24 protein-coding genes are annotated in these 26731 nt (G+C 55.6%); 10 read left to right on the forward strand and 14 right to left on the reverse strand.

The window, feature by feature from the left end; all coding sequences use genetic code 11:
* The first annotated feature begins 37 nt into the window (after nt 1–37).
* From FJV47_RS06965 to FJV47_RS06980, 4 genes are all read left to right on the forward strand, one after another.
* Nucleotides 38–1171, forward strand: a complete 1134-nt coding sequence (locus tag FJV47_RS06965) for an LLM class flavin-dependent oxidoreductase (RefSeq protein WP_159611414.1) — start codon at nt 38–40, stop codon at nt 1169–1171.
* Nucleotides 1155–1613: a MarR family winged helix-turn-helix transcriptional regulator gene (locus FJV47_RS06970; protein WP_235026385.1), complete on the forward strand. Its 459-nt coding sequence runs from the start codon at nt 1155–1157 to the stop codon at nt 1611–1613. The genes FJV47_RS06965 and FJV47_RS06970 overlap by 17 nt, the downstream gene beginning before the upstream one ends.
* Nucleotides 1614–1727: 114 nt before the next feature.
* Complete coding sequence (locus tag FJV47_RS06975) at nt 1728–2414, forward strand: hypothetical protein (RefSeq protein WP_159611418.1); 687 nt, start codon at nt 1728–1730, stop codon at nt 2412–2414.
* A 133-nt stretch (nt 2415–2547) separates the two neighbouring features.
* Nucleotides 2548–3120 (forward strand): dihydrofolate reductase family protein, encoded by a 573-nt coding sequence (locus FJV47_RS06980; RefSeq protein ID WP_235026386.1) that lies wholly within the window; start codon nt 2548–2550, stop codon nt 3118–3120.
* A 12-nt stretch (nt 3121–3132) separates the two neighbouring features.
* Here FJV47_RS06980 and FJV47_RS06985 read toward each other — a convergent pair whose 3' ends face one another.
* Both FJV47_RS06985 and FJV47_RS06990 read right to left on the reverse strand, forming a co-directional pair.
* The gene (locus FJV47_RS06985; RefSeq protein ID WP_159611421.1) at nt 3133–3609 is read right to left on the reverse strand and encodes an SRPBCC domain-containing protein; all 477 of its coding nucleotides are present in this window, start codon (nt 3607–3609) and stop codon (nt 3133–3135) included.
* Between the two features lie 67 nt (nt 3610–3676).
* Entirely contained in the window at nt 3677–4186 is a 510-nt protein-coding gene (locus FJV47_RS06990) for a GNAT family N-acetyltransferase (protein WP_159611423.1), read from the reverse strand.
* A gap of 582 nt (nt 4187–4768) precedes the next feature.
* Between FJV47_RS06990 and FJV47_RS06995 the strand changes: the two genes are divergently transcribed.
* The gene (locus FJV47_RS06995) at nt 4769–5830 is read left to right on the forward strand and encodes a D-alanyl-D-alanine carboxypeptidase family protein (RefSeq protein ID WP_159611425.1); all 1062 of its coding nucleotides are present in this window, start codon (nt 4769–4771) and stop codon (nt 5828–5830) included.
* 89 nt (nt 5831–5919) lie between these two features.
* Here the strand turns inward: FJV47_RS06995 and FJV47_RS07000 are convergent, their stop codons facing one another.
* The 4 genes from FJV47_RS07000 to FJV47_RS07015 all read right to left on the reverse strand — a co-directional run bounded on the left by FJV47_RS07000 (nt 5920) and on the right by FJV47_RS07015 (nt 11314).
* Nucleotides 5920–7350, reverse strand: coding sequence for an SH3 domain-containing protein (locus tag FJV47_RS07000; protein ID WP_159611426.1), 1431 nt, complete (start codon nt 7348–7350; stop codon nt 5920–5922).
* Nucleotides 7351–7758: 408 nt separating this feature from the next.
* Nucleotides 7759–9237, reverse strand: coding sequence for an MFS transporter (locus tag FJV47_RS07005; protein ID WP_159611428.1), 1479 nt, complete (start codon nt 9235–9237; stop codon nt 7759–7761).
* A gap of 197 nt (nt 9238–9434) precedes the next feature.
* Complete coding sequence (locus tag FJV47_RS07010; RefSeq protein WP_159611430.1) at nt 9435–10253, reverse strand: IclR family transcriptional regulator; 819 nt, start codon at nt 10251–10253, stop codon at nt 9435–9437.
* Nucleotides 10253–11314, reverse strand: a complete 1062-nt coding sequence (locus FJV47_RS07015) for a D-2-hydroxyacid dehydrogenase (RefSeq protein ID WP_159611432.1) — start codon at nt 11312–11314, stop codon at nt 10253–10255. Before FJV47_RS07015 ends, FJV47_RS07010 begins: the two co-directional genes overlap by 1 nt.
* A gap of 119 nt (nt 11315–11433) precedes the next feature.
* On the opposite strand from FJV47_RS07015, the gene FJV47_RS07020 reads away from it, so the two are divergent.
* Nucleotides 11434–12378 (forward strand): NAD(P)-dependent oxidoreductase, encoded by a 945-nt coding sequence (locus FJV47_RS07020; RefSeq protein WP_159611434.1) that lies wholly within the window; start codon nt 11434–11436, stop codon nt 12376–12378.
* Between the two features lie 28 nt (nt 12379–12406).
* On the opposite strand, the gene FJV47_RS07025 is transcribed toward FJV47_RS07020, so the two are convergent.
* From FJV47_RS07025 to FJV47_RS07045, 5 genes are read right to left on the reverse strand one after another with little or no spacing between them, the layout of a single operon-like run.
* Complete coding sequence (locus FJV47_RS07025; RefSeq protein ID WP_159611436.1) at nt 12407–13549, reverse strand: cysteine desulfurase family protein; 1143 nt, start codon at nt 13547–13549, stop codon at nt 12407–12409.
* Entirely contained in the window at nt 13546–14412 is an 867-nt protein-coding gene (gene nadC, locus FJV47_RS07030; RefSeq protein ID WP_159611438.1) for a carboxylating nicotinate-nucleotide diphosphorylase, read from the reverse strand. Before nadC ends, FJV47_RS07025 begins: the two co-directional genes overlap by 4 nt.
* Nucleotides 14409–16040, reverse strand: a complete 1632-nt coding sequence (locus FJV47_RS07035) for an L-aspartate oxidase (RefSeq protein ID WP_159611440.1) — start codon at nt 16038–16040, stop codon at nt 14409–14411. Before FJV47_RS07035 ends, nadC begins: the two co-directional genes overlap by 4 nt.
* Nucleotides 16037–17317 (reverse strand): quinolinate synthase NadA, encoded by a 1281-nt coding sequence (gene nadA, locus FJV47_RS07040; protein WP_159611442.1) that lies wholly within the window; start codon nt 17315–17317, stop codon nt 16037–16039. Before nadA ends, FJV47_RS07035 begins: the two co-directional genes overlap by 4 nt.
* 44 nt (nt 17318–17361) lie before the next feature.
* Entirely contained in the window at nt 17362–18087 is a 726-nt protein-coding gene (locus FJV47_RS07045; protein ID WP_159611444.1) for an NUDIX domain-containing protein, read from the reverse strand.
* Nucleotides 18088–18203: 116 nt separating this feature from the next.
* Here FJV47_RS07045 and FJV47_RS07050 point away from each other — a divergent pair, with 116 nt between their 5' ends.
* Complete coding sequence (locus FJV47_RS07050; RefSeq protein ID WP_159611446.1) at nt 18204–18953, forward strand: alpha/beta fold hydrolase; 750 nt, start codon at nt 18204–18206, stop codon at nt 18951–18953.
* Between the two features lie 176 nt (nt 18954–19129).
* Here FJV47_RS07050 and FJV47_RS07055 read toward each other — a convergent pair whose 3' ends face one another.
* Entirely contained in the window at nt 19130–20716 is a 1587-nt protein-coding gene (locus tag FJV47_RS07055; RefSeq protein ID WP_159611448.1) for a Na+/H+ antiporter, read from the reverse strand.
* A gap of 529 nt (nt 20717–21245) precedes the next feature.
* Between FJV47_RS07055 and FJV47_RS07060 the strand changes: the two genes are divergently transcribed.
* Nucleotides 21246–21956 (forward strand): hypothetical protein, encoded by a 711-nt coding sequence (locus FJV47_RS07060; RefSeq protein ID WP_159611450.1) that lies wholly within the window; start codon nt 21246–21248, stop codon nt 21954–21956.
* Between the two features lie 88 nt (nt 21957–22044).
* Here FJV47_RS07060 and FJV47_RS07065 read toward each other — a convergent pair whose 3' ends face one another.
* Complete coding sequence (locus FJV47_RS07065; RefSeq protein ID WP_159611452.1) at nt 22045–22824, reverse strand: helix-turn-helix transcriptional regulator; 780 nt, start codon at nt 22822–22824, stop codon at nt 22045–22047.
* A gap of 85 nt (nt 22825–22909) precedes the next feature.
* Between FJV47_RS07065 and ilvD the strand changes: the two genes are divergently transcribed.
* Nucleotides 22910–24832: a dihydroxy-acid dehydratase gene (gene ilvD, locus FJV47_RS07070; protein ID WP_159611454.1), complete on the forward strand. Its 1923-nt coding sequence runs from the start codon at nt 22910–22912 to the stop codon at nt 24830–24832.
* Between the two features lie 118 nt (nt 24833–24950).
* Here the strand turns inward: ilvD and FJV47_RS07075 are convergent, their stop codons facing one another.
* Nucleotides 24951–25613, reverse strand: coding sequence for a histidine phosphatase family protein (locus tag FJV47_RS07075; RefSeq protein WP_159611456.1), 663 nt, complete (start codon nt 25611–25613; stop codon nt 24951–24953).
* A 179-nt stretch (nt 25614–25792) separates the two neighbouring features.
* Here FJV47_RS07075 and FJV47_RS07080 point away from each other — a divergent pair, with 179 nt between their 5' ends.
* A complete protein-coding gene (locus tag FJV47_RS07080) occupies nt 25793–26527 on the forward strand; it encodes a hypothetical protein (protein WP_159611458.1) in 735 nt (244 codons plus the stop codon).
* Nucleotides 26528–26731: the final 204 nt, after the last annotated feature.

Raw genomic sequence — 26731 nt, forward strand, 5'->3', positions numbered from 1 at the left:
AGTGCACAAGCGAAGGCTTACAACAAGAGGAGATCACATGCAGTTCGGAGTTTTCACCGTCAGTGATATCACCCGTGACCCCACTACCGGTCGCATCCCCACCGAAAAAGAACGCATTGACGCTTCGGTAGCCATCGCTAAGAAGGTGGAAGAAATTGGCATGGATGTCTTCGCCCTCGGTGAGCATCACAACCGCCCGTTCTTCTCATCCTCACCAACCACTACGCTGGCCTACATCGCAGCGCAGACTGAACGAATTATTCTTTCAACCACCACCACTTTGATCACCACCAACGACCCAGTGAAAATTGCTGAAGACTTCGCCATGCTCCAGCACCTGTCTAACGGGCGGGTGGACTTGGTCTTGGGCCGTGGCAACACCGGGCCGGTCTACCCATGGTTTGGCAAGAACATCCAGGACTCGGTGAACCTGACGGTGGAAAACTACAACCTGTTGCGCCGGTTGTGGGATGAAGACGTGGTGAACTGGGAAGGTCAGTTCCGCACTCCCCTGCAGAACTTCACTTCGACCCCTCGCCCTCTGGATGAGGTCGCTCCATTCGTTTGGCACGGTTCTATCCGCACCCCGCAGGTTGCGGAAATCGCCGCCTACTATGGTGACGGATTCTTCGCCAACAACATTTTCTGGCCAAAAGAGCACTACCAGCAGCTAATCAACCTCTACCGTGAACGCTACGAGCACTACGGCCACGGCAAGGCACACCAAGCAGTTGTTGGCCTTGGCGGGCAGTTCTACATGGCCAAGGATTCTCAGCAGGCGGTCAAGGAATTCCGTCCTTACTTCGATAATGCCCCGGTCTATGGCCATGGTCCTTCCCTAGAAGATTTCACCGCACAGACTCCGCTCACCGTCGGCTCGCCACAGCAGGTGCTAGAAAAGACTCTGACCTTCCAAGAGTATTTCGGTGACTATCAGCGCCAGCTGTTCTTGGTGGACCATGCTGGTCTTCCGCTGAAGACGGTGCTGAATCAGCTAGACATGTTTGGTGAGTATGTCCTTCCTGAGCTCCGCAAGGAAATGGAGTCACGCGCTCCTGCAGACTTAACCCCGGCACCCACCCATGAAGGATTGGTTGCAGCTCATCGGGCTAAACTGGACGCTGAGGTATTTGCTAGTGAGGAGCCAAAGTCCGTTGACCAAAACCGGTGAGACTGTCGCGTCGCTCAAGGCCAGCACCAACGCGTGGGAGTCGCTCTTCCGCGCACAGGTGGCGGTCATGCGTCACATCAATTCCATGCCAGAGTTCGGCAAACTCTCAATGCGTGAATACGATGTACTCTTCAACCTGCGCAACTGTCCAGAAGGCAAAAGTCGTCTAGTGGACTTGAACAAGCATTTAGTCATCACCCAGCCGAGTCTGAGTCGAATGATTGTGCGTTTGGAAGAACAGGGTCTGGTAGCACGTGAACCGGATCCCGAGGATCATCGCGCGATGCTGCTCTCGTTGACCGATAAGGGTTTGGCTGTGCAGCGGGAAATCGGTCGAGTGCACATCAATCATCTACATGAGCTCTTAGGATCCGCCCTGAGCGAGGCGGAGTTCAACGAGCTGGAACGACTGAGCACCAAGCTACGCAACGCAGTAAGTTAGTTCACTGCTTTCAACCCGGTAGGTGGGGCCAATCCCCCGCCTACCGGGTTTTCTGGCACCATTGAACTAGACAAAGTTTTTGTTGGTTTACAGCGCCACACCAAAGGAAGATCATTGCTAGAAGACGAGCAGCTACTCACCCTCGATGTAGCAGCCAGCCACCTCGGCGTACCTACCAAGGATCTGAGAACGTACCTTCAAAAACAACGCCCCAAAGGTTCGGTGCAAATCCCGAACAAACCCGGCGGAAACTGGCACGTTCAACCCGCGCTCTTAACGCAGCTTGCCTTCGCCGGCGCCTCAGGACTAAATGCCACCTTACTTCCGATCACCCAAGAGACCCTGGATTCTTTAGAGTGGTCACCTTGGGTTCCATTTGATCAAGCATCTAATGCCGCACCGGCTCTTCCTGGGGTATATATGCTCCGCAAGGAAGGAAACGAAGATCACCCACCGGTGTACATCGGTGAAGCGAGCGAACGCAATGGCAAGGGACTACGCGGTCGACTCAAAAGCTACTCCTTAGGCAAGAGCGCCACCACGGGTCTGGGCAAACACGCGATGGATCAAGCCCTGGCAGATTTCCAATGGTTGCAACAACTAGTGACGAATGCTCAGGCAGGATCCGCCGAACCTATTGAAAGCGTGGCGCGTTCAGCCATCGACCGTCTGAACTTGGAAGTCCGCTGGGTCACCTGCATTCACCGCAAGGCTGCCATGGTGCTCGAAGCTGCTCTGATGGCTAGGCACGCTGACACCCTTTGGAACTTCAACGACGATTCCACAGACGCGGACGCCTAACAACTAACTTTTTGCGTTCGGGTCGGTTGTGCTTGCATCTTCTGGCCGACCGGTTCACTGTAGGAGTACCACCGCGCATGGTGATTCTCCAATAGTGAATTGAGGTAGGGCAATGGGGCTCGTTACTTGCGATGTGACAGTTTCTTCCGATGGATTCTGTGCCGGTCCTAATCAAAGTATGACAACTCCGCTGGGCGAAGGTGGAGAGAAGCTGCATCGCTGGCAATTCGAAAATACTGAGGAAAACAGCGACGAAATTGCAGCCATCACCGAAGCCTCGGCGTTCATCATGGGAATGAATATGTTCACTCCGCCCGAGCATGCCAGTTCAGCTGATTGGAGTGGCTGGTGGGGCGAAAATCCTCCATACCACGCCCCTGTGTTTGTGCTCAGCCATCACCCGCGCTCAACGATTCGCCTCGTGGGTGGCACCAGTTTTCAATTTGTCACCCAAGGAATCCACGAGGCACTCTCTGAAGCACGAGAAGCCGCCGGCGATAACCCAGTAGCCATCGCCGGTGGTGCCAGTACCATAGTCCAGTTCCTGAGCGAAGGGCTGATCGATGAGTTGCGGTTGCATATTGCGCCAATACACCTGGGTCAGGGAGAAGCGATCACCGTAGAAAAGATCGAGTCGCATATGGATCGATATTCCAGACGTGAAACGTCATTGGCCACCCACGTCTACTATCGCAAGCGTCGTTAGACTCAACCGCGCTTATTTGTAGAATCCTTCGCGCAGGTTGATGCCGTATTCAAGCCAAGCTTTCATGGCTGCCATCATGCCAGTCCAGCCCATGCAATTGCCGAATGCCGCTTTGGCCCCACTCTCGGTGGCCTGCCATGAGGCTTCGGTAATCTCCACCTTGGTACGTGTTCCATTATCTACAGAACTGAAGTCAAAAGTGACAGTGTTTAACGCATCCTCGGCCGTGGTGTTTTCGGCTTCCCACTGAAGAACTATTTTCTCTGGGAACTGCGCTTGAAGAACTTTGACCGGGAAGGCACCGGGGAAATCGTGGAAATCCCAGCTGACGCTTTCACCGGTTTCGAGCCTGCCCTGGGCTCCACCGGTGGTGAAGTAACTGGAGAGTTTTTCAGGGTCAGCTACAGCTTCGTAGACCTCAGAGATTTCTTTAGAAATGAACCCCGAGACGGTGAAGGACAGCTGATTTAGATCATTACTTGTAGACATGATTCATGTCTACGCGCGAAGTTGCCGACTCACAACTCTTTGTCGGAGTTTGACAGATTATTTTTGGTTACACACCAAAAGGTTTGGCGTACTGATAATGACCGGTGGGAAGTTTTCGGTCATCAAATACCCTGACCATAAAATGCTCTCCCCACGACGGATCGCTGGGATGAAGGCCGCGGGCCTGTGCCGGTTCGTAGCCAAAACGGCGATAGTAGGCAGGGGTACCGAGCAGTACGATGCCGCTCAGAGATTCCGCTTCAGCTTGGTCGTGGATGCTCTGCATCAGAATTGAGCCCACTCCGCGATGCTGATATTCCGGGGCGACAGCCAGCGGGCCCAAACCCAGCATGGGTTCTTGGCCTACTCGCCCCCAGGTTGCGATGACGTGGCCGATAACGGCCGTTCCGTCGAGCGCCAGGATAGAAAACCTCGGGTCATAGTTCTCGCAGTCGAATAGCTCTTGAAGCAACGAGACCTCATCAGGTTCCACCATGGGGTCCATTCCGGCGAAGGCCGCATGCGTCACTGCATACACCGCAGCACGGTCATCAAAGACTTCTCCTCGGATATGCATGATCGCAAACCTATCAAAACTCACCGGGCAAGAAAAATTCTCACCGCGACTTGAAGAATCGCGCAGCAGCTCTTTTGTCCCCAACCTTGGACTAAGACGGATCATTACGGAACCCAGAAATTTGTTCATCAGGTGTTAAACCGGTTCACTGCATCCTGGCCTACACCAAGATAAGCCCTCCCTATTTGGAGACAAAACAGGTGGGTCAGTCTCAAATATTTTCAAGTCAGCACCGTGGCCAATCAGAAATTTTCGTGCTGAACTTGTGACAATCAGCTCGTGGCATGCTCCCCACAATATGGTTGATCCTTTAAGAAATGCCTGTTTTGTAGAAGATTCATCTTCAACCAGTTGCATAAACCTTGATTCACGAAGCAGTTGATGATGAACTAGTTTTCACATCACCTGCATCAACGAATGGACTTCACTTTGAGAACCTCACCGAAACTCTCACCGGCCTTGAAGGTTCCTTTGGCCGCCTCGCTTAGCGTCGCTTTGATGACAACGTTACTGCCTCTCAGTCCAGCAACCGCTTCAACTGATGTCCCTGCAACGACCACTATTAGTGCACAATCTCTCTCCGTGGATTCCTCAGTTCAGATCGCGGCAAAGAAGTTGCCCAGGGATCCGAACAATATCAACGTGCTGGTCAATAAAAAGTACCCACTAAGCCCCAAGAAGTTCGCCCCTAAGACCGTTGCGATCTCGGGTACCGACGTACGTCTGAAAGCTTCTGCGGCCAAAGCCTACTCATCTATGGTGAAGGCGGCAGCCAAAGATGGCGTCAAGATTCGTGCTGTCAGTGGCTATCGCTCCTACGTCCGTCAAGCTGAGCTGTACAACTACTACACCAGAATCTACGGCCAGAGTTATGCATCAAAGATCTCTGCTGTGCCAGGCACCAGCGAGCACCAAACCGGACTGGCCATAGACATTGGAAATAAGAACAAGGCCTGCGGTCTGCAAGCCTGCTTCGCTAACACTCCAGTGGGCAAATGGGCCGCGAAGAACGCCTATAAATTCGGTTTTGTCTTGCGCTATCCCAAGGGTCAAGAATCCATCACAGGATATTCTTTTGAGCCTTGGCACTTCCGCTACCTAGGCACCACGCTAGCCAAGAGTTACAAGAACTCGGGTGCCAAAACACTTGAGGCCTACTATGGAGTTGCCTCCAGCACCAAGACTCCAGCCCCGACCAAGACAGTCAAGGGAACCGCGAGAACCACTGCCAATTTGAATATGCGCAGTGGTGCTGGGACTTCAAATCGAATCTTGCTGACCATCCCGAACGGTAAAAGCGTCAAGCTGACCGGTTCAAAAAAGTCTGGTTGGTATCAGGTGACCTACAGTTCGAAGACTGGCTGGGTTTCAGGCACATACTTGAGCAATATCTCGATGCCATCAAAGTCGAGCAAGGCTCCCAAGGATTCATCCAAGAAATCCGAATCAAAGGCATCAAAAACCAAGACTGCCAAGACCACGGCAAATTTGAATATGCGCACCGGAAATGGCACCAATCACCGAATCAAGCTGACCATTCCGCGCGGAAAAATGGTGACCATCACCGGCGTCAAAAAGTCAGGCTGGTACCCAGTGAAGTATGCCGGAAGATCCGGCTGGGTCTCTGCCACTTACCTACGATAAATAACTGCGCAAGATGCGACTGTGCCCCCGGACTTTGTAGTCCGGGGGCACAGTCGTTAGCAGTTCGCAGAACCGTTCACTAGCGATATCTAGCCATTGAGCGCACTGTAATTAAGTGCTCCACCGGTGGCCGAGTCGCCAAAGGTCTCAACGTGAATATGGTTCATGTGACGCGTGTTATCGGTCCAGTTATTGGTGAACTGAGTGCCGTACTTTCCTGAGGTGGAGTATGGTTCCCACCCCTTGCTGGGGCCCAACCAAATCTTGTCTTGCCAGATCAGATAGCTGACACCTAGCTGTTGGCGGTTATCCAGCAGAAATTGGGCGATTCGATCGCCCGCGGCGATGCTTGAAGCGCTCTTGTAATTGGGAATCATCACGTCCACGGCACGTCCCGAGCTATGGCCCACGGAGCCGGAACGAATGGTACCGAACGAAGTGTAGTCACCGGCGAATAGTCGACGAACCGTGTTCATCACCAGCGTTGTGTCGTTGCGGACCTTGGCGGAAGTACTCGGTGCTCCCTGCGTTGCCGAAGAGCTCAGGTAGCTGGAGCTAATGTAGCCGGTACCAACGCTGCTCGAAACTTTGGACCATCCATTTGCTGCGGACTGAACGGTGACTTTCTCCCCCGCTTGAACAACACCGAGCACTCGATAGCTGGTGCCTGCACCCGATCGTTGGTTGACGGCGACAGTCGCGTACGCGGTGGTGGTTTGTGTCTGTTCTGGCTTTGGGGTCGGCTTTGGGGACTGCGTAGCTGGAGCCTTGGCGAGGTAGGACTTGCTCACCCAACCGGTTCCCTTGGAGGAAGTTACCTGTGCCCAGTTACCCGAGCTGCGATGAATCGTGAGCTTTGAACCCGATGGAATCACTCCGACGGAGCGGTAGTTGATTCCTGCGCCGGTTCGCAGGTTCAGGTTGGCCGTGGTGTACCCGGTAGTGGTGCTCGTCTCTGGAGCCGGCTTCTGGGAGCTCGCAGTGGACTTGAGGTAGCTCTCGCTGGCCCAACCAGTGCCACGTGACGAACTCACCTTCGCCCATCCGCGAGAAGTTTGCAGAACGGTGACCCGCTCGCCCTTAGGAATAACGCCGATTGAACGGTAGCCGGTGCCAGCCCCGGTGCGCAGATTCAGATTCGCTGTGGTGTATTTTGGCGTACCACTACTGGTATTGGATGAGGAAGTTACCGTGTCCAAGTAAGAGTTGGAAGACCAGCCGGTCTTGCCTGCGTACTTAACCTTGCTCCATTTGCCACTGGTTCCCAGGACGGTGAGCTTGGTTCCCTTGGGAATCACGACCAAGGTGGCCGAATTGGCGGTGGCCTTGGCACGCAGGCGCAGGTTAGCGGTGGTGCGCTTGGTGACGGAGCTCTTGGCTGCGACGACTTTCAGGTGGGTCGAAGGCAATGATTTGGGAACGTCGGCCTTGGCCGGAGCGGCAACTACCGCCTGTGCACCCGTTCCTACGGTCATGGTTACGGCCAGCGCTACGGCGGCGGTACGTCCAGGAATCCTCATAAGGTCCTTCTCTTGGTGAGTCGGAGCAGTCCCCTGCCACGGATCTTGCGTGGCGTGGCGCTACCCCAACGAGCGATGCGAGTTGACTCAGTTCTAGGCTTGAGCCTTGAGACTGCGCCGGTTCCGAGGCCTAATTAGGACTAGGTTCCCAGTGTAACTTTGCCATATCTAGCGCGTCCGTGCACCTATATTCGGCCATATCAGTGCCAATGTCTGATTTTAGATAGGAGGATTACTCTCCGCTTACTACTTCTAAGTAGTCAAGTTCTTCGTGTTTATTGACTGCCGTGGCCAAGATCCCTACTCCCCGCACCAGCTCGCTCAATGTGCGTTAACAGCAAGAACCCCCGAGCAACTGAAATTGCCCGGGGGTTCCTGCGTTACTTATTTAGTGTGCGTCGCTTGACCTTAGCGTTCGTCAGCGGTGACCGACTCACGGTCCACGGTAAAGGAGGTACGAGCCGAGACTGCCGAAGCTCCGATACCTTGGCTTCCTTTGAGCCAAACATCGTCTCCAGCCTCAACCGATGAGATCTTCACCGCATCGTCGGTGCGGGTCAAGTCGCGGCGCAGGGTTTCTGGAACCAGGAAGGTTGATCCGACGGTGATGGCGGAGAGAGCTGCCATGTACAGACCCAGCACCAACCAACTGCCATCGGTGATAGCAATCAGGTAAGCACCTAGGACACCGGCCAGGCCACCGGCGAGCACTGCGGAGATTTCGCGAGCCATGGCCACACCGAGGTAACGGTGACGACTACCAAAGAGTTCAGGAAGCATTGCGCACTGTGGGCCAAGCATCGTGGCAACGCCAATGCCGATGCCCAGAGCGATTACCGTAATGGCCAGTGCGTGGCTGCCCAGGGTCAGCGCCCACCAGGCCGGCAGCGAGTAGACCAGCATAAAGATGGCACCTGCACGGTAAATGATGCGACGTCCGAAGCGGTCAGAGAGCGCCCCAGCGAATGGAACGGTAAAGACTGCGATCAGCGAACCGATGGTCACGCCCCAGGTGAGCAATCCCTTGTCTGCCTCTGGTCCAACAACGGTGACGAAGAAGCTCAGGGCCAGACCCTGGAACATGTAGGAGCCACCGTTCTCAGCCATACGTAGCCCGATGCCTACCAGAACGCCAGGGAAGCCATTGCGGAACAACTCACGCATTGGGTGTTCGGAAACCTGCTCGCGCTTTTCCATCTCAACGAAGGTTGGGGTTTCTTCCAGCTTCGTACGGATCAGCACTGCCAGGATAATCAGCAAGAAGGATGCCAGGAATGGTACGCGCCAGCCCCAAGTCATCAGCGCTTCTTCGGGCAGCATGGTCAGTAGCGAGAAGACCACTGCAGCAAGCAACGTGCCGACCTGAATACCGACAAATGGCAGGGCCGAGAAGAAGCCACGACGTGCGGTTGGTGAGTACTCGGCCATTAGCACGGTTGCACCAGCCTGCTCAGCACCTGCACCGAAGCCCTGCAGGAGCCTGAGCAGTACCAGAAGGATTGGTGACCAGATGCCTGCGGTCTCGTAGGTTGGCAGCACGCCGATCAGTGTGGATGCTCCACCCATGAGCACGATGGTGATCACCAAAACGATCTTGCGTCCCAGTCGGTCACCGAGCATACCGAAGAACATTCCGCCGAAGGGGCGGGCGACAAAACCAACGCCGAAGGTAGCGAATGCTGCCACCGTGGCCATAGCTGGGTCCCCTTGCGGGAAGAAGAGCACGTTGAAGATCAGCGCTGTAGCCAAGCCGTATAACGCGAAGTCGAAGTACTCAAGGGCGCTACCGACGCTAGAGGCCAAAGTGGCCCGTTGCAGGTTCTTAGCGTAGTTGGCATCAGCTGCCGAACCGCCGGAGCCTTTGGCCCCTGTTGGCGTTGAATTCATGGTGGTCTCCTTTGACGAGTGAAGCGCATCACTTCTACCTGAATTGAAGATACCAGTATAGCGAACGCTGTACAACATATTGAACGCACTATTTTGAGAGATTTTTATCTGCAGACAAAAATCTCGCCCCACCGTGCCTATATCTAGGGACGGTGGGGCGAGAATTCGTCGATATATTCAGTTCTTAGGCTGGAGACTTAGTCACGTGCAGCGCGTGCCCTCCACGGATTTTCCAGCCGGGCAGCCACTTCGCGCAGCGCCGTACCCACCGCAGCAATGCGCAACGGATCGGCCTGGTCTACCGGAAGCGCAGTTCCTAGGGCCAGTGGTGGGTCACCGGGCGACCAAGCTGCCAATGGAACAGCCACACCCATAACTCCGCTGGTTGAGCGACCGTCATCGACGGCGAAGCCACGTTCACGAGCCAGCTTTAGTCGCTCACGTAGTTCCTGACCGGTCAGCTCATGGCCGTCGACATCGCTACGCCTGGGCAGCTCGTGATCAATCACCGCAGAGAGCTGTTGTTCATCTAGTGAAAGCAACAGCGCATTTCCAGCAGCGCTCATCACCGCAGGTAGGCGTGAGCCCAGGGGCGCACCAAAACGGTAGGGCATACGCCCTTCATGTCGCGCCAGATACAGGGCCTGAGACCCATCAAGCATGGCAATCTGCACCAGCTCGCCGCGCAGGGTGGGCGAGGAAGAAATAAGTCCGAAAAATTCTCGCACCTGATTGAACTGTACCGAGTACGCCCCGCCAAGTTCAGCGTTCCGTCGCCCGAGTCCAAAGCCATCACTGGTGCGGCGAATCATTTCGCCATCCTCTAAAGCCTGGCAAAGATTCGCACAAGATGATTTGGCAATGCCCAGCGTCCGAGCCAGCTCGCTTAAGGACAGCGAGCGACCCTCAGCTTCGGCCAACAAGCCAAGGATTCCCAAGGCGCGGGTCACCGCCGGAGCGGGATCCCTACCAACCCGTTCTCCGGACTCTTCTACGACCTCGTTCACGCTTGTCATTAGTAGAACTCTACGGTGTCTACCTTGTTGCGCACAGCCTGACCGTCCAAAATACTGGTGGCATTCTGGGCGAACAACCGAGCAATGCGGGTGGTTTCCTGGGTGCTCAATGCGGCAGTATGCGGACTGATCAGAACATTGGGGTGTTCCCACAACACACTGTTAGGATCTAGTGGCTCTTGCGCCACCACATCTAGTGCAGCAAAGCCGATGCGGCCCGCCTCCAAAGCAGGAATCAGTGCAGACTCATCAACCACAGTTCCGCGTCCTACATTGACAAAAATGGTTCCCTCTTTGACAGCTTCAAAGACCTCGGCCCCCAGCAACCCTTCGGTGCTTTTGGTGCCCGGCAAGGTGGCCACAATAGCGTCAACTTGGCCCGCGACTTCGGCGATCTTTGCTGGATCAATCAGGCGGTCCACTCCATTGACCGGCTGGCCACTGCGCGAGGTTCCCCAAACCGTTGAACCGCAGGCCTTGAAGCGTTCAGCCACTGCGGTACCAATACCACCAAGGCCTACAACCAGAACGGTCATTTCATCAAGGTGGCGCATGCCCCAGCGCTCCGAAGGCCAGAATTTATTGGCCTGGTCTGCCTCCAACTTGCGCAGGTTTTTCGCTCCGGCCAAGACGCCAAAGAGTGCAAATTCAGCCAGCGTTGATCCGTGAACACCGGCGCTGGTGGTGAAGGTGACCTTCTCGAGTTCTTCTGAGCTCAGCCCGGCAGCCTTGACTTGAGCGCCACCGCCGGCAGCCGTGGTGTGAACCCAGATGAGGTCCGGATTCTGTTCCACCGTTTTCTTCAGCAGAGCTGGATTAACGTCCGGAATGCCAAAGAGGGCTTGCGACGAAGTGATGATCTCTTCATAGCGCTTGGTCTGCTCTTCTGTGCGAGTGAACTGCGAATCACCCTCCCAGTCCCCCTGCCAGCGCTGTGGGCGATAGAGTCCTGGTTCGTACGCGAAGTCCAGGCGCGGTTCGAGCTCTTTCATCAATTCAAGATCTGCAGCGGGGAGATCTACAGCGATTCCTACGCGCAAGCGTTCGGTTTTAGGCGTCATTGCTCTGTTTTCCTTTCGTCTGGTGACAGCATACCGGTATGGACAGTATATTGAACAGTGTTCGCTATATTGACCAATAATATTTTTGGTATTGCCACCTCACAACAAAGGAGTTGCTGATGAATCTACCAGCCTCACACCACACACCGAACGTTGGCGTTATCGGCCTGGGAGCTATGGGCCGTCCCATGGCGCGTCTACTGGCTCAGCGCCATGGCGCAGTCACTGTCACCTCTAGTCGCGATGAAGAGGCTGTGCTGCGTGAGCTGCGTTCAGAACTACCCGAGGGCAGCACCCCCTCGAGTATTCACTGGGCCGATAAGACCGCACAGCTCGCCGTGTCTTGTGATGAAATCTTACTGATGCTGCCAGACCTTCCGCAGATCATCGAGTGCCTCGAAGCGCGAGAGGGACTGCTGGCAGGTTTAGAGCACCGCGAAGAGAATGCGGAACCACTGCTGTTGTTGATCGGCTCCACCTGCTCTGCCCCCGGAGTTAGAAAGCTAGCCGAAGATCTCAACTCTCGCTTCGGCGAGCGCATTGCCGTAGTTGATGCTCCAGTTTCCGGTGGTGAAGACGGAGCAAAGCAGGGTTCGTTATCCATCATGCTTGGCGGATCAGAAGAACTCTGCGAGCGCGCAGCTGCGGCTCTTGCTCCATGTGGCACCCCGGTGCGTTTAGGTCAGCTCGGATCCGGTCAGGTGGCCAAGGCATGTAATCAGTTGGTGGTGAGCGCGACGATCTTCGCCTTGGGCGAAGCCTCGGTCTTGGCCGAGCGTTCAGGTCTTGATCTACAGGCCATGTGGGATCTGTTAGGTCATGGTTATGCTTCCTCACGCTTGCTCGATAGCCGTAAGGATCGGTTGGTCAGTGGGGATGACTCACCATCGGGTGCGATCAAGTACATGGTCAAAGATCTGCATGGCGCCAATGACATCGCTAAAGCTACCGGGACCAATGCCACGCTGTTGCCACTATTACGTCAGGCGGTGGATGAGGTGGTTGATGCGGGGCTTGGCGACAGGGACATTTCGGTCACCAAGCGTTTTATCGCCGGGCGCTAGGACGCCGCTAGAGCAATAGGAGCTTCGCTTAGCCAACCAAGGACTTCAGGGTGGCTACCACTGCGCTGGCGACCTGGGAGATTTCGTTTTCTTTGCTTCCACGGGTGAATGATAGTCGAACGGCGGTGTGCGCCAATTCTTCGGGGTACCCCATGGCGGTGAGCACCGCTGAGGGTTCAGTGCTACCTGCCGAGCAGGCCGAGCCCGAGGAACATTGGACGCCTCGACGTTCCAACTCAATAAGTACGGTTTCACCGGCCGTGCGGGGGAAAACGAAGGAGACGATGCCACCGACGCGTTGGACTTGGTGACCGGTTAGTTCAACTAATCCGGGAGCGATGGCGCCGACTTCTTTGGTGATGCGTTCTATGAGGTATTTTCCGTAGCCTTCACCTGTGCCAGCCGCACGCTGTTCACTCGATAGTTGCAAGGCACGGGCTATTCCAACGGCTGCCGCGGGGTTTTCGGTGCCTGAGCGCATTTCCCTTTGTTGCCCGCCACCGTGGAGCAGTGGGACCAAATGATGCTGGTTGCTGAAGTACAACACTCCGCTGCCTTTGAGCGCTCCAATTTTGTGCCCAGAGATGCTCAGCGCATCAACGTGCTTGGTTACTTCAGCGAGGTCCAACCATCCGGCTGCTTGGACGGCGTCGGTATGCAGCAGTGCCCCGGCTTGGTGAGCCATTGCCGCTAGTTGGGCGATGGGTTGGATGCTGCCCACCTCGTTATTCACCGTCATCACGGACACCACACTCACCTGTTCATCAATCAGGTCTTTGGCGGTTTCGAGATCGACCACCCCGTGATGGTCTACCGGGATGATGCGGTGGGTGAAGCCGTGAAACCTCACTAGGTAGGCACACGCTTCGAGTACCGCGGGGTGCTCAATGGAGCTGGTGACCATCACCTTGCCACGAGGATTGGCCAGCGCCGCGCCGATCACTGCGGTGTTATCTGACTCGGTACCGCCGGAGGTGAAGTAGATTTCACTCTCATCCACACCAAACTGCCCAGCTACCTGAGCTCGTGCCCAGTCATTGGCTCGTTTGGCTTGATGCCCAAGCTCATGCAGGGACGCCGGGTTGCCAAAGTTGCTGGTGAGCAACGGGGTGACAAGGTCAAGAACTTCTTGGCGAGGTGGTGCGGTGGAAGCGGCGTCCATGTAGATCATGCAATAACCATATCCAAACCGAGGTCAATGGCTCGCACCGAGTGAGTTATTGCTCCGCTAGAAATGATGTCCACCCCGGTCTGCGCAATGGCTGCTACGGTTTGTGCGCTCACCGTTCCGCTGGCTTCAATAATTGCTTGCCCGTTGATGAGCTCGATTGCTGCCGGGATGTCCAACAGGTCAAAGTTATCGAGCATGATGATATCCACCCCTGCATCAAGAACTGCTGGGATCTGTTCAATCCTGTCTACTTCCACTTCCATGGCGGTGGTATGGCCTAGCTGGGAGCGGACCCGCTTCAACGCTTGACTCAGTTCTTCGCCTTCACCGAGCAAAGCGAGGTGATTATCTTTAGCCATGAACGCCTCGGAAAGATTATCTCGGTGGTTCACTCCCCCGCCACAGCGCACCGCGTAGCGTTCCAACACGCGTAGGCCCGGTGTGGTTTTACGGGTATCGGCAATCCGTGCCTTGGTTTGCGAAACCAGCTCCACTAGCTGGGAGGTAGCCGTGGCAATAGCACTCATGCGCTGCAACAAATTCAGCGCTACTCGCTCCGCGGTCAGTACTGAGCTGGCTGGTCCCTGTACGCGTAGCAGTTGGGCCCCGACCTCAAATTTTTGGCCATCCTCAATCAGTTGAGTGATCTCAATGTCGGTGTTGATCATCTTCATCGCCCGAGAAAATACTGTCCCGCCGGAGAGGACTCCTGGTTCGCGGGCACTGACCACTGCGTTAGCCACGGAACCGGTGGGAACGATGGAGTCCGCGGTGATATCTCCGCGTGGATTATCTTCGGCGAAAGCGAATTCCAAGATGCGGTCGATGGCTGCGGCTGGGACCGGGCGGATTGGCTGGTTCACGCGTGGACTTCCTTGCTTTCGTTCTGCTGGTTTATTGGTTGGCTGCCCTCGATGGTCCAACCGAATCGTTGTTTGTTGCTCTTAGTGTTCACCTGAGCATCAAGGCGATGATGTGCGCCTAGGCTCTGCGTTCGGTTCAAAGCTGCGTGGGCAATGATGCGGGCGGTGGTAAAGAGATTGTTCAACTCAACCTGTGCCCGTTGCTCATCGGCTACCGGTTCACTGGAGTCGAGCACGTCGATCAGTTCGCTCAGCCCCACTCCGGTGCGGTGCACTCCCAGGTGGGTGCTGGCCAACTCTTGTAACTGCGCTAATCCCAGCGGTGCTTTGGCAGCCACCGACGGCAGGTTAACTACCTGAATCTCCGCTACTTGAGCACAACTCTGGGGTGAATCGGTAGTCATCGCAAGGACAGCCTCACGGGCAAATACCATCGCTTCAAGCAGCGAATTACTAGCAAGCCGGTTGGCTCCATGCACACTGGTATTGGCACACTCACCGGCAGCATAGATTCCCGGTACGCTGGAACGCCCCTGCGTATCGGTATGAATCCCGCCCATCACATAATGTTGAGCAGCCAGGACAGGAATCGGGGCCACGGCAAGATCTAGGCCGCAGTTCTTGAGCCTCGCCGAGATGGAGGGGAAGCGAGAGGCCAAGAATCCGTCTCCACGCTCGGCTTCAACTGCCCTGGCGTCAATAAATACCTGATGGCCCGCTTGGTATTGAGCGTGGATGGCTCTAGCCACCACATCGCGCGGAGCCAATTCGGCTAGCGGATCAATCGCCAGCATGAAGCGCTCGCCAGTCTCATTGATCAGTACCGCCCCTTCACCACGGACCGCTTCGCTGATCATGCCAGCTTCTGGGTAGAGTTGCGGGTCAACCAAGGTGGGATGGAACTGAATAAATTCGAGGTCACTGATCACGGCGCCGGCACGGGCAGCGAGCCCGATCCCGTCAGCTGTGGCTCCAGCTGGATTGGTGCTGGCTTCAAAGAGGCTGCCGATACCGCCGGTGGCTATGAGTACCGCATCAGCTGCGTCTGCCAACTGTTCGGCATCCCGGCCATACCCTTGAAGATACGACACGCTCAGTTGTGGTCCTTGGCCCCGGTAGATGTCCATAACCATCGCGTGCTCAATAATCTCGATTTTCCCCTGAGCCTGAGCCGCGATCACCTGTTGCTTCAATGAAGCAATGAGCCCGGCGCCGGTGGCGTCGCCACCGGCGTGCAGAATCCGGTGGGCACTATGGGCGGCTTCCAAACCCAGTTGATAGTTACCTGCCACGTCCCGGTCAAAGTGCACCTGGTAGTTTTCTAGGCTGCTCACCAATTCCGCGGCTGAACCACAAAGTTCTTCAACAGCTTCTTTTCTTCCATAGAACGCACCGGCACGTAGGGTGTCGGATACATGGCTGGTGACTGAGTCTCCCAAGGCCTCACCCTGACCGGTCACGGCCGAGAGGCCACCTTGAGCACAAGCACTATTGCCGGAGCCGAGCTGCTCCTTGGTGAACATAACCACCGGTGCACCTAAACGAACTGCCTCCAGCGCGGCACATAAACCGGCCACCCCAGAGCCGATGATCACCAGCTTGCGCTGAGTCAGAACTTTGTTGCTCATGGTTTGGCCGCCAACATTCGCTCCAAGGCAATCTTGGCATCGCCTTGCTGTTCTGCCGGCACGGTGATTTGGTTTACGACCCTACCTTCGACCAATTCTTCGAGCACCCACGCAAGATAACCCGGGTGGATCCGGTACATGGTGGAGCAGGGGCAGATCACCGGGTCGAGGCAGAAGATCGTGTGCTGCGGGTATTGGGCTGCTAGGCGATTGACCATGTTGATCTCGGTACCGATGGCAAAGGTCGTTGGCTCAGTGGCTGCGGCAATGGCTTTTTGGATGAAGTCGGTGGAGCCAGCCGAGTCGGCAGCGTCCACTACCTCCATGGGGCATTCGGGGTGCACGATGACCTGGACACCTGGGAAGTCCTCACGTGCCTTCGCGATTTGGGCTGGAGTGAAACGCTTGTGCACCGAGCAGAAACCGTGCCACAAGATGACTTTGGCATCCAGCAACGTCTGGGAATCATTGCCACCAAGTTCCTTGCGCGGGCTCCACATTGGCATCTGTTCCAATGGCACGCCCATGGCCTTAGCGGTATTGCGTCCTAGGTGCTGGTCTGGGAAGAACAGAACGCGCCGTCCGCGTTCAAAAGCCCACTCCAACACTGTGGCGGCATTCGAGGAGGTGCACACTAATCCCCCGTTACGACCAACAAAGGCTTTGAGTTCTGCCGAACAGTTCATATAGGTCACCGGGATCACCGGCATCCGGCCATCATCTTCTTCGTCAGCATAAAGCGCGGTCAGTTCTTCCCAGCATTGCTGGACGCTAGGACCATCGGCCATGTCAGCCATGGAACAGCCGGCGGCCAAATTAGGAAGGATCACCGCTTGATCATCCCGGGAAAGAATATCGGCGGTTTCAGCCATAAAGTGCACGCCACAGAACACGATGGCTTCTGCTTTGTCCTTGGTAAGGGCTGCGTTAGCGAGTTGGAAGGAATCCCCCACGAAGTCTGCGTACTTCACCACTTCATCTCGCTGATAGAAGTGTCCGAGAATAACCGCTTTCTCCCCCAACTTTTCCTTAGCAGCCAAAATTCGGGTATCAAGTTCAGCGTCGCTTGCATTCAGGTACTGCTGAGGGATGGATCCTTGCTTCGGGTAGTTCGCAGGAATCTTGTCTTCCTGAGAAGCGCCGGGGCCGTATCCTGTGGCAGTGTCCCAGGGATTGGATGCCAGGTCGGTGGAGCAGGTGGATTCAGGGGCGAGAAGATTCAGGCGGGTGATGTTTTGTGCGACAGATTCGTTGCTGTCGGTCTGTTGGGTAACCATGGTGATAGTCCGTTTCTTGCGAAGTAAAAGTGAGTGGAAGTTTCTTAGCCCTGGGACGGGTCGACTTCTAGCGGGTCTGGCCCGTGCCCGACGTACCGGTAGAGTCGCGGCGGACGGTGCTGTCCGCCGGCAAGATATTCTTCGGTGGCCTCGATGGTCGCAGTGTTCTTCAGGGTGCGGCGGAAGTTTGCCGGGTCTAGTCGTCGGCCCAAGATCGCTTCATACACTCCACGCAGCGCGGCCAGTGTGAAGCGCTCGCCCAATAGGCGGTGAGCAATTTGTCCGTACTCGGTCTTGTTGCGCAGGCGCCAGAGCGCGTAATCCACGATCTTGCGGTGATCAAAGGCCAGCTGTGCCATATTCGGATCATCAATATCGAACCAAGCCACGTTCTCGTCTTGCACCGTGGCTCCAACTTGGTCAGCGTTCAGCAGTGCGAAATAGGCGATGGTCACCAACCGATGCGTGGGTGAACGGTCAATATCGCCAAAGGTATAGAGCTGTTCGAGATAGCTAGGGCGAAGACCGGTGGTATCAGCTAGGCTTCGTCCGGCAGCTTGGCCCAGCGATTCGCTTGCATCCACCGGCCCTCCGGGTAGTGCCCAGAGTCCTGCGTGGGGTTGGCGGATGCGGCGGACCAATGGCAGGCAGAGTTTATCCGGCCCTCCGTCGTGGCCCTCGCGGATGCCGAGAATGACCGTTGAGACGGCCAGTGCTGGTGGCAGGTTGCGTCGCTCGTTGACGTTGGCCCATCCCGGTACCGATGACATCTTGTTCTTGCCTCGTTTTCACTGCGTCAAATTCGTTAGAGTCATTCTGACATTAAGTGTCGTTGGACGCGAACACCTGTCCCGAAAAATGTTAGAGATGGCCTATGATCAAAGACATGACACTGGATCTCAATCTTCGAGTGGTTCGCACAAACACTGAGGTGAACGGCCCATCCGTGCTGTTCATTCACGGCTTCGCTTCATCTGGCGAGCTGAATTGGGAGCGATCACGCTGGCTGAAATATTTCACCGATGCCGGGCGCAACGTACTACTTGTAGACCTTCCAGGACACGGAGAAAATCCACGCCGCAATGAAGGCAGCTGGGCACCGAGCCAAATCCGACAAGCACTCGCTGCGATCGTGATGGATCTTGACGAAGGTCCCGTTGATGTCATTGGATATTCGTTGGGTTCTCGTCTTGCGTGGGAATTTGCCGCATTCAACCCAGACCTAGTAGAACACCTGGTCATGGGCGGACCGGGCGTGGGCGACCCACTGGCAGCATTCGATCTGGCTCAAGGCCGAGCCAATGTGGCCAGTGGAGAAGCAATCAACGATGATTACACGGCAACCATCATGAAAATTGCCGCGGCTGAACCAAGCAATGATCTAGAAGCACTCTTTGAATTGATCGAGGCAATTAAATCCGAGCCTTATGATCCCGCAGCCAAGGTGCCTACATCTCCCACTTTGTTGGTCGCCGGCGACCAAGATGATCTGGCTACGACCATGCCGCGGCTTCGACGCCTGCTCAAGGACGCTGGCACACCTAATGATGTGCTGTGGCTTGCCGGACGCAATCATGCCAATGCAGTGACCAGCCGTGAGTTCAAAGAAAAAGCGCTCCAGTTCTTGCGCAGCTAACACGATCAACGGCCTCTTATTGAAAAACAGCGATTGCGAAGGCGCCCTGGAACCGATGTGTCTGCGTACGCTCAAATATGAATCCTGATCCGCCAACTGCAATACCTCACGGCGAGAATCACAACCGGAAGTGGAACGCAGTCGCACGATTGTCGGGGCAGTTACGGCCCCACATCTCACTCACCTTGCTGTTCGGGTGCCAAACGTAGTTCCTCGGCATCCATCTTGTTCTGGATAATACGCAAGACGGTATCGTCGATATGTTCCTCGTTGCGCAGGCGCACCACAGTGGCTCGTTTATATTCCAACATCTGTAGTCGAAGGGTCTTGTACTGCTGGTCCCTACGCAGCTCATCCTCGCCGTCACTATTTTCAGTACCGGCCTTCAGGATCCGCAGATGCGCTTCATATTCTTCACGCAGACGCTGACTGACCATGGTGTCGGTGCCCAACGTCGCAGCGGTTTCGTCCAAAACTTCCAAGGCAACTTTTGTTGCCGTTGATTCTGCAAGGCGCCGTTCTTCTTCAATGGCGGTGTCTTGGGATAGCGCTGCCCAATCAACCACCACGGGCAAGAGCAAGCCTTGGACGATAATGGTCACGACGACGACTCCGGCAGTTACAAAAACGATCAAATCCCGCCCCGGGAAAGGATCACCCGAAGCAATCAACAATGGCACACCCAACGCGGCTGCCAACGAGACTGCACCTCGGAAACCGGCGACGCCACTGACGATTCGAGCCCTATGATCAATTCTTCTCAATCGTTGAGTTGGGCGTCGATCCAAAAGCCGGATGATGTAAGTCACCGCAAACAAATGAACGATGCGCACAGCGATCAGGCTCATTGAAATGATGCCAACCAATAGCAGTCCACGGATAATCAAGCTGGAGTCTAGTAAGCGCGTTGCCGATTGCAGTTCAAGACCTACAAGCACAAAAAGGGACGCGTTCAACAAGAACGTGGACAAGCTCCAGAATCCATCAGCCTGTCTGCGCGAGGCTGCTCGGCCGGCTCGCGGGCGCGCCTGAGACATCATCAGTCCGGCAGTCACCACCGCCAATACTCCCGAGGCTTCGATGGTTTCAGCCATAAAGTAGGCCAAGAACGGGGCCAAGATATTCAGCGCGGTCTCTTGAATGGGGTTGTCCATGCGAGCACGTAACTTCATCACAGCCCACGCCAGTATGGCACCAATGAGCATGCCACCCACATAGGCCAGGACAACAAGCCATGAGACGTGCAGGGCGGTGATCTGTTCGGTGCCAACCGTCGCGGTGACTGCAATCCCGTAAATAACTAGCGCCGTGCCGTCATTAATAAGGCTTTCGGCTTTCAGCAGGGTCACGGTTCTGCGGGTGAGGTTGCGGGTTAGCGCACCGACCGCAGTTGCATCAGTGGGTGCTAGCGCGGCACCAAGCACCCATGCCGGTCCCCAGTCCATCCCGAAAAGATGAGCGATGACTGCCACCGAACCGGCGGTGGCCAAGACCAACAAGGTGCTGGCCAAAATGATGCCGCGTAGATTTGCCCGAATCTCTCGCAGCGATGTAGTCAGGCTCTCCCAAAACAGTAAAGCCGGTAGGAACAGGAAGAGTACAACCTCCGGTGGCAGGGAAATTTCGCGAAGCGCTGGGATAAATCCCAATAGCAGTCCGCTGACCAACAAGAGCACCGGAGGCGCGATATGCACCCTACTGGCCAGGCCGGTACAAATCACGATCGTTACTCCCAAAATAACGACAAGCTCTAACCCAAACATCGATTGATCCTTTACGGCTAAGGGCCCCGCTGCCCGGGCTGAGCTATAAGCGCGAAACACGATGTCGCTCTTCCCCGCCAACGCACGCAAATTAATGTGATGCTTCAAGTGTGGCAGTGGGAGATTTCGCCGGCATTTCAAGCAGTTGTCATCTAAACTGCCATCAAGTTCTTGTCTGGACGTTGCCATCGCTACCAAAACTCTTCAGGTACAAATATTGGCAAGGGTGATCCGTCAAAAATCACGAAAAGCTACATGGGGCCCAATCGAAACGAAACAATCTTTACCAAAGCTTCACCACCAGTTTCTGGACAAAGTGCAGTTTTTCCCTTTCAGCCATCCCCTTGAAATAAGTCCTTGTTTTCCATGTCAAAGCGATGTTAGCGTTTGTGCTTAAGATGAGTTCTTTCTTCTGACTGCTCACTGGTTCTCGTTTCGGCAGAACCCGCAGGAACCAAGATGATTCGAATTTCATCAACTTCCAGCATTTCAATCACTTTGTACACCAGCATGAATTCGAGGGTCCGCAATGAAGTCCAAACTCCCACTACTACTGGGGTTAAGTACCGTACTTCTGGCCACCTCATGTGCTGCCAGCACTGAATCGGCTACAAAGTCCGGAACAACCGCGTCGCCTGTCTCTATTGTTAGCGAATCATCGCCGAGCCAAGAATCCAGCGCCACCGCAACCCCTGCGGCGACCTCTAAATCAGTCAGCGCAGAAGATCTCATCCCTGCGTTCTCTCGTGAGCAAACCAGCGAGGACAGGCCTGAAGATAAAGTCACAGACTCAACCCTGAAGCCTGAATCCTTCCGGCTGTTGAATCTCATGTCCTACGCATCGCAATACGTTGCAGTCAATGATTCTGATGAGCTGTGCCTACTAGCATGGGCCAAGAGCGGGGACCAAGACGGCACTGGTATCACCAATGGGCCGAACACTGAATGCCAAGACCCGGCAGTGGTGAAGCAAAGCGGTATTCAGTTGGAAGTCACCGGCAATTCAGATCAACCAGAAGTTGTCCTCGCGATGCTTCCGCCTGATTTGACCGAGAAGATTGTCCGCACTGAGCTCCTCAAAATTCCGGGCAACCACGAGGATCTTCGTCCCCCAGTGGAGTTCAAAGCTTCCGAAGATGGAATCGTTTCGGTTGCGATGGAAGTAGACACCGCTCGCGATCTTGGCAAGATCAGTTTCCCACGTCCTGACGGCACGAAGTTCACTTTGAATCTACAGTAGGACGGTTTCGTCCAAGGAGCGACGCAGAGATCCGAAGCCATGGCAACTGCGTCGCTTCTTCATGCTCACGCCACGATCGGTACTTAGGCTACAGCGGCGTATACATCAGCAGCGTCAGATCGGGAGCTTCCGCTGGAGTCAGATTGTGCTGTTCGTAGGTCGTTAGCCCCTTGACCGGATGACGGAAGACTCGCTCCCCTGTCTGAAAACCGGCAACGTCGCGTTCATTCCAAATAGCCGCAAATTCTTCCGATGCCGCCGACACTCGGGCAACGATCCCGGTGTCCCCCGATGGGCTGAGCCAACTTCTGGTTTCTGCACGGAAGCTTCCGACAAATCCGCGACTTTGCTTCTTCCAGTCTGGGAGCATCTCACGTAACTGTGCGTCGGTAAAGACCAGCCACAACAGGTTGCGGTCCTCGGGGTCCACCGAAGCGATGCGTGGATACAACTGAGCATATTCGGCATTCCATCCAATGATGGCCCAATCTGCGGAGAGTAAAAACGCCGGAAAGTGCATAACATCCAACAAGCGTTGCAGGGCCGGCGTCATGGCGCTAGATTCCTCCGGCGCCAGTTCTCCATGACCAGCCATAGCCAAGAGGTAACTGGTTTCCACAGCACTGAGCCTGAAAAGTCGAGCCAAGGACTGCATCACCTGACGTGACGGATTGATGTCGCGCGCCTGTTCGAGCCAGGTGTACCAAGTGGCTGATACGCCAGCCAGCGTAGCTACCTCTTCACGGCGAAGTCCACGGACGCGGCTGCGCCCAACCTCAGGCAAGCCATGCGAGGCCCTATCCGCACGGGCCCTGCGATCTTTAAGAAAAGCCGCCAGTTCCTCACGGCGTCGCTGACCTGCGTCCATAATCAAAACCTTCTTATCATGGTAGTAGTACTACTAGTATCAGCGCCGTCTGGGTTTGAGCACAAATTTGTGGTGTGATTTAGAAATGACCACACTTCGTTCACACACCGTTACCCATGGCCGCAACATGGCCGGCGCACGCGCACTGTTCCGCGCAGCCGGCGTTAATGGCGCAGATCTTGGCCGCAAGCCAATCATCGCCGTGGCCAACAGCTTCACCGAATTTGTTCCCGGACACACCCACCTACAGCCTGTAGGGCGCATCGTTTCCGAGGCAATCGAAGCTGCCGGCGGTATCCCACGCGAGTTCAATACCATCGCCGTAGACGATGGAATCGCTATGGGCCACGGCGGCATGCTCTATTCACTGCCATCACGCGACCTCATCGCTGACTCCGTGGAATACATGGTCAACGCTCACTGTGCTGATGCGCTGATCTGTATCTCCAACTGTGACAAGATCACCCCGGGTATGCTCATGGCGGCCCTGCGCCTGAACATCCCTACCGTGTTTGTTTCCGGTGGCCCAATGGAATCGGGCCGTGCCACCTTGGTTGATGGCACCGTTCGCACCCTGGATTTGGTCGATGCCATCTCGGATGCCGTGAACGAAAACATCTCCGACGCTGACATGCTGCGCATTGAAGAGTCTGCTTGCCCTACCTGCGGTTCATGCTCCGGTATGTTCACCGCCAACTCGATGAACTGCCTGACCGAGGCCATGGGCCTCTCGCTTCCAGGTAACGGTTCAACCCTGGCTACCCATACCGCGCGTAAGGATCTGTACCAGAACGCCGGCAAGCTGGTAGTGGATATCGCTAACCGTTACTACGGGGAGAGCGACGAAACCGTATTGCCACGCAGCATCGCTACCGTAGAAGCTTTCGGCAACGCGATGGCACTGGATATCGCCATGGGCGGTTCCACCAACACCATCTTGCACCTGTTGGCCGCCGCCCGCGAAGCTGGCGTGGACTTCGGTTTGGATGAGATCGATGCAGTCTCCCGGCGCGTACCTTGCCTGGCCAAGGTGGCTCCTAACGCAGCTGGCGCCGGAAAGATCTACTACATGGAAGATGTTCACCGCGCCGGTGGCATCCCAGCAATCCTTGGCGAACTTCGTCGCGGTGGCTTGCTGGACGAAACCGTGCACACCGTTCACGCCAGCACTTTGGGTGCATGGCTTGATGAATGGGATATCCGTGGTGGCAAGGCTTCCGAGACTTCCTTCGCCCTGTGGCATGCAGCCCCAGGTGGCGTACGCTCCTCCACCGCTTTCTCGCAGTCAGCCCAGTGGGAAACCCTGGACACCGATGCTGAGGCTGGTTGCATCCGCTCGGTTGAAAACGCCTACTCCAAGGACGGTGGCTTGGCCGTGCTGCGCGGCAACATAGCCGTTGACGGCGCAGTGGTAAAGACCGCCGGCGTTGACCCATCAATCTGGACCTTCACCGGCCCAGCCGTAGTTTGCGAGTCCCAGGACGAAGCCGTTGAAAAGATCCTGAACAAGCAGGTTAAGGAAGGCGACGTAGTTGTCATCCGTTACGAGGGACCGAAGGGTGGACCGGGCATGCAGGAAATGCTCTACCCAACCTCGTTCCTGAAGGGGCGCGGCCTAGGCAAAGCTTGCGCGCTGATCACCGACGGCCGATTCTCCGGCGGTACCTCGGGCCTGTCCATCGGGCACGTATCCCCAGAGGCCGCCTCGGGTGGCATGATCGCGTTGGTTGAAGACGGAGATACCATCTCCATCGACATCCCAACTCGCGAGCTGACCTTGAACGTCTCCGAAGAGGTGCTGGCCGAACGTCGTGAGCGTTTGATCTCCACCACCGGCTACCGTCCAAAGAGCCGCGAGCGTGTGGTCTCCCCCGCGCTGCGCGCGTACGCTGCCATGGCGCTCTCGGCCGATAAGGGCGCGGTCCGCGACGTTGATCGCGTGGAGCGCGCACTGCGTGAAGCCGATGAGCGCGAGGCCGCTGCTGCACGCGCAGGAGCTCAGGCCTAGTCTGATCACTACTCACGGTCAGTAGCACAGCGAATGCCGGTTCAGTCTTTTGACTGAACCGGCATTCGCTTTATCTGCTAGCGCCCAAACGATTTTCAGCACTGAGAAGCGACCAGCCTCAGCTACTTGTAGATTCAGCAGCAGGGCCATCAGCTCCGAGCGCTTCTACATCTGGCCCGCCCATGGCTTGCTCTTGCCAATGCAGGACATACCACTGCCCATGAAAGCGCTCAAGAACAACGATTCCCGTATTCGATACAACCGCCTGTGCAACAAATCCCGGATCGAGATTAACGGCCCGTGATCCAGCCCATGCTCGAATCATTGCCCCATGAGAAACGATCACCGCACTTTGCCCACCAGCGGCGAGAACTTCATCCACGACGCGGTCGAACTCAGCTAGTACTGCTGCCCCGGATCGACCAGTGCCCGGCATTTCAACATTTTGATCCCCATCAGCCCAGCCAATGGCAATGCTGAGGTACTTCTGGATAGAGTCCTCGTCGTTAGCCATTTCGAGATCTCCAGCGGAAATTTCCCGAAGCCCGACACGAACCTGAATTTCAAGACCACGCGCTTGAGCCAGTGGCTGTGCAGTTTGCTGCGTCCGCATCAAGGTCGAAGCATAGATGGCATCAATCCGTTCATCTTCTAACGCTGCTGGCAACGCTTGCGCCTGTTCTTGGCCAAGAACAGTCAGCGGAGCACCCGGTTCTGCCGTGTCGAGGTAGCGCCCGATATTTGAAGCAGTTTGACCATGTCGTATGAGGATGATTCGCATGCGATCATTGTCGCAGACTGTTCGTATCAGCCGGACTAAGGCCAGCGAGGTCAGAAAAACTCAATATTCTGTCGTAAGAATTGGTACTTGAATCTTAAAAGTCGGTCCCATAAATTACGATCTCCTTATTCAAGGCGTCCGCCCTGAATCATCACTCGCACTCTTACGGGGAGTACAACATGCAAGTTTTCACACTTCGCCGCGTTCGCAACGCGGTGGTGACACTGGTTGCAGCCGGGGCGCTCGCGCTTGGCACAGTTCCAGCTCAAGCCAGCGAACGACCAATCGACATCACAGATTATTCCGTTTCGTCGATCACCGTCGCCGATTCAAATTGCCGCAACTTAACCGTCAAGGCATCCACAAAGGTCAAGGGGGATTACGAGGATGCCTCTGCCTACATCGACGTCACCCGCAATGGTGGTCTAGTTGCCGGTGTCTCATTGGAAAATCGAAAGATCGCGGACCGCGCCTTTATCTGCCCAAGTCTCTATGGGCTCGGTGCTTACAAAGTTGGTCCAGCGGACGTGTCTGCGACCTACAGTTCATGGAACTCGTACTGGGATGACTACGATACTGAGTACACCTACTACACCGACCGCACCAGCAAGACCTTCTACGTTCGCGGAAAAGCAAAGAGTTCGGTCTCCGCAAAGCGTTCAGGCCGAAAAGTAACCCTCACCGCCAAGGCTCAGGTCTACTCGCCAGAAAAGTACCGTTACGCGCAGTACAACGCCAAGAACGCAAAGTTCCAGGTGAAGTCCGGTAGCAAGTGGAAGACACTGAAGACGGTAAACTTGAAGAAGGGAACGGCCAAGCTAACCGTGACCCAATCAAAGAAGAAGACTTACCGCCTGTCAGTTCCAACGGCCAGCTGGGCTTCTGCAACAAATAGTTACTCCGTAACTAAATAAACAACAACTGCCAGGCGAACTTGTCAGGCGGCCAGAGAACAATAACTAGGGCACCGTTCAGGGATTCTTCCTTTAAACGGTGCCCTAGTCGTTGCCAGTAGTTTGTTAAATCTTCACCACCACAATCCCGTGAGAACGTTCGCTTTGGCACACCGCTTGACACCAAGTGAGATTCAGCGCACACTGATCGTATACGATTTGATG

Origin of the sequence: Glutamicibacter sp. JC586, assembly GCF_009805585.1 — a bacterium.
Taxonomy (GTDB): domain Bacteria; phylum Actinomycetota; class Actinomycetes; order Actinomycetales; family Micrococcaceae; genus Glutamicibacter.